General features: G+C 60.2%; 4 protein-coding genes and 1 pseudogene. 4 read left to right on the top strand and 1 reads right to left on the bottom strand.

What is annotated here, in order from left to right:
- Positions 1-608 (bottom strand): inner membrane protein YpjD (locus tag A3754_RS16060; RefSeq protein WP_063520514.1); only part of this gene is annotated, 608 nt, incomplete at its 3' end.
- 229 nt (positions 609-837) lie between these two features.
- On the opposite strand from A3754_RS16060, the gene ffh reads away from it, so the two are divergent.
- From ffh to A3754_RS16040, 4 genes and pseudogenes are all read left to right on the top strand, one after another.
- Entirely contained in the window at positions 838-2,259 is a 1,422-nt protein-coding gene (gene ffh / locus A3754_RS16055; protein WP_063520513.1) for a signal recognition particle protein, read from the top strand.
- 261 nt (positions 2,260-2,520) lie between these two features.
- The gene (gene rpsP, locus A3754_RS16050) at positions 2,521-2,769 is read left to right on the top strand and encodes a 30S ribosomal protein S16 (protein WP_063520512.1); all 249 of its coding nucleotides are present in this window, start codon (positions 2,521-2,523) and stop codon (positions 2,767-2,769) included.
- On the top strand, positions 2,769-3,356 hold the full coding sequence (rimM, locus tag A3754_RS16045) for a ribosome maturation factor RimM (RefSeq protein WP_063520511.1): 588 nt from the start codon (positions 2,769-2,771) through the stop codon (positions 3,354-3,356). The genes rpsP and rimM overlap by 1 nt, the downstream gene beginning before the upstream one ends.
- Positions 3,357-3,655, top strand: a pseudogene (locus A3754_RS16040) (tRNA (guanosine(37)-N1)-methyltransferase TrmD); the annotation flags it as partial. It lies immediately after the preceding gene.

The raw sequence follows: 3,655 nt of genomic DNA, 5'->3' as shown, positions 1-3,655 counted from the left end.
AACAGATTATCCACGTAAAGAAAGCCGCTGAAGATGGCAACGGTCAACAGGATTTCGCCCAGCCAGATTGCCTCGAACAGCATGGACTCCATGACCTGAATCGGTGGGAAAAGTCGCATGACGCCACGGATATGGCCGCTCTTGAGTTGACGGTCCTGAATCCAGAGCAGAATCGCCTGGCAGGCGGCCAGGGCTAGCACGGCGTAGGCAACGATGGAAAACAGGACATGTACGCCCAGGCCGTGGGCCAGCGGGTGGGCGGTGTAACCGGTGCTGACCCACAGCATGGCGGGAATGGTGCACGCGGCAAAGGGATAGACGAGCGCTGAAATCCACTCGAACGGGCGATACAGGCTGGACACGACGACCACGGCGGCCCCGGTCATGGCCACGGCGGAGGCGACGGGGAACAGCCCCAGTTGCAGTCCGCTGGTGGTGATCATCACCTGCCACAGGCTGGCGGCATGGGCGATAACGGCCAGGGTGCCGGGGATCAGAATGCTGGCCCGGGACGGGACTGTCTGGCCGCGAAATTGCCGATAGAGGATCAGGCAGGCGGCGAGATACAAAACAAACGCCGCGAAGCCGTTGATCACGGAAAAGTTCATAAGTCGTTGTTATCCGAAGTAGGCGCCCAGCATAAAATGGCGGGCCAAGCCCGCTGAAGTCTGGCATAGCCGCCAGTTATCTATCAACAATCATTCTCATTTTGTGCCGTGAAAGGGAAGACTGCGGCCGGGGCCCATGACGTTGGTGCCCAAGGAGGGCTATAATCGCGCCCCTGTCACTGCGGCAGGCACGCCTGGCCGCAGACATGGTGCATTTGGAGGTAGACCCATGTTCGAGAATCTCACCGATCGGTTGGGATCGTCGCTTAAAAGCCTGGCAGGTCAGGGTTCCCTGACCGAAGACAATATCCGCGACACCCTGCGCGAAGTGCGCAAGGCACTGCTGGAGGCCGATGTGGCCTTGCCGGTGGTGAAAGAGTTTGTCGAGCAGGTAAAGGAAAAGGCCCTGGGGCAGGAAGTGCTGCAGAGCCTGAACCCGGGCCAGGCGTTTGTGAAGATCGTCAACGACGAGCTGGTTCACACCATGGGCGATGCCAACGACGCCCTGGATCTGGCCACCAAGCCGCCGGCCATTATTCTGATGGCGGGCCTGCAGGGTGCCGGTAAAACCACCTCCGTGGCCAAGCTTGCGCGTTTCCTGCAGGAGCGTGAGAAGAAGAAAGTCATGGTGGTGTCCGCTGACGTCTACCGCCCGGCGGCTATCGAGCAGCTGAAAACCCTGGCGGGGGAAGTGGAGACCAACTTCTTCCCGTCCACCGGCGACCAGGACCCGGTGGATATTGCCAGTGCGGCGCTGGAAGAAGCCCGCCGTCGTTATATGGATGTGCTGATCGTCGATACCGCGGGCCGTCTGCATGTCGACGAAGACATGATGAGCGAGATCAAACGCCTGCACGGGGCCATCAGCCCGGTGGAAACCCTGTTCGTGGTGGACGCCATGACCGGTCAGGATGCGGCCAACACCGCCCAGGCCTTTAATGAAGCGCTGCCGCTCACCGGTGTGATCCTCACCAAGGCCGACGGTGATTCCCGCGGTGGTGCGGCGCTGTCTGTGCGTCAGCTCACCGGCAAGCCGATCAAATTCATCGGTATGGGCGAGAAGACCGACGCCCTGGAACCATTCCACCCGGATCGTATCGCCAGCCGGATTCTCGGCATGGGCGACGTGCTTTCCCTGGTGGAAGAGGCCGAGCGCAAGCTGGACAAGAAGAAAGCCGAAAAAATCGCCAAGAAGTTCAAGAAAGGCAAGGCGATGGACTTCGAGGATCTCAAGGACCAGTTCCAGCAGATGCGTAATATGGGCGGCATGGCCGGCCTGCTCGACAAGCTGCCGGGCATGGGCGGGATGATGGAAGCGGCCCAGGATCCGGCTGCCATGAAACAGATGAAGCACATGGAGGCCCTGATTGATTCCATGACCCCCAAAGAGCGCCGTAACCCGGATCTGCTTAAAGGCTCTCGCAAGAAGCGCATTGTCGCTGGCGCAGGTCTGGAGATTCAGGACCTGAACCGCCTCATCAAGCAGCAGAAGATGATGGCCAAGATGATGAAGAAGATGCGCACCAAGGGTGGCATGAAGAACATGATGCGAGGCATGGAAGGCATGATGGGCGGCGGCGGCCAGGGTGGTCCGGGTGGCGGCATGCCCCCGGGCGGCATGGGCGGCCCAGGCGGCATGCCGCCGATGTGAGGTAGTGCATCACGCTGCACGCTTCATGAAACAACGCGGGCAGAGCGGGTGGGGACTCCACCTCTCTGTCCGCGTTGCGTTTGGGGGGCTGTGAAACCGTGTTGCGCGGAGCTTGTTGCGTGGTGCATCTCCCTGTATAATTCGCGCCCTTCGCGGCCTCTCCGTGCTTTTCACGGGTGGCTTTCAAGCGGATACGATGGTCAGGCTGTCCTTTTCGATGGCCGGGCCGGGAAACCGGATTGATAAAAAGGTACGTAAACCATGGTAATTATTCGTCTCGCTCGCGGCGGTTCCAAGAAGCGCCCGTTCTATAGCATCGTTGTTGCTGATAGCCGTAACGCCCGTGATGGTCGTTTTATCGAGCAGCTGGGTTTCTACAACCCCATCGCCCGTGGCGGTGAAATCCCCCTCAAGCTGAACCTGGAAAGCCTGGATGCCTGGGTTGCCAAGGGTGCACAGCTGTCTGACCGTGTTAAGACCCTCGCCAAGCAGGCCCGTAAGGCAGCCTGATGGCAGAGCGAGGACAATCCTCTTCTGAAGAGGGCGCGTCCTCCAGGCTGGAGGTGGTCGGCCGCATCCTCGGGGTGCACGGCGTCAAAGGGTGGGTAAAGGTGTATTCCCATACCGATCCGATGGACAACCTCCAGCAGTACCAGCCCTGGCACCTGAAACAGGGTGGCCCGCATTCAAGTGGTCAGTCTTCAGGTGGAGAGTGGAAACCGGTGAAAGTGACCGGATTCCGCCCTCAGGGGAAAGGCCTGATTGCGCAACTGGAAGGGATTACCGACCGGGAAGCGGCAGCGGCCCTGGTGGGGCAGGAGATCGGCGTACCCGCTGATTTGCTGCCACAATCCGGGCAGGGCGAGTACTACTGGCGTGACCTGATTGGCCTGCGGGTAAAACATGTGAATGGCATGGACCTGGGCAGCGTGTCGCGCATGTTGGAAACCGGTGCCAACGACGTTGTCGTGGTACGCGGAGACCGCAATAGCCTGGATCGGCGTGAGCGCCTGATTCCCTGGCTCCCGGATGACGTGATTACTGACATCAGCCTTGCAGACGGTGAGATGACAGTAGATTGGGACCCGGACTTTTAAATGATGGCGACGAAGCCTCCGTTTGCCGTCACTCTGGTAACGCTGTTTCCAGAGATGGCGCAGGCGATTACTGACTTCGGCGTGACCCGGCGGGCCGTGGAAAACGGCCAGCTGCAGGTGGAAACGGTGAATCCTCGGGACTTCACTGAAGACCGCCACCGCACTGTGGACGATCGCCCTTTTGGTGGCGGCCCCGGCATGGTGATGAAGGTGGAGCCGCTGGCGAAAGCCCTGCAGGCTGCACGCACTGCCAACCCGGCAGCGAAAGTGGTTTATCTGTCCCCGCAAGGACAGCCGCT

This window comes from Alcanivorax sp. HI0083 (assembly GCF_001635175.1).
This window is presented reverse-complemented; position numbering and strand designations above follow the sequence as displayed.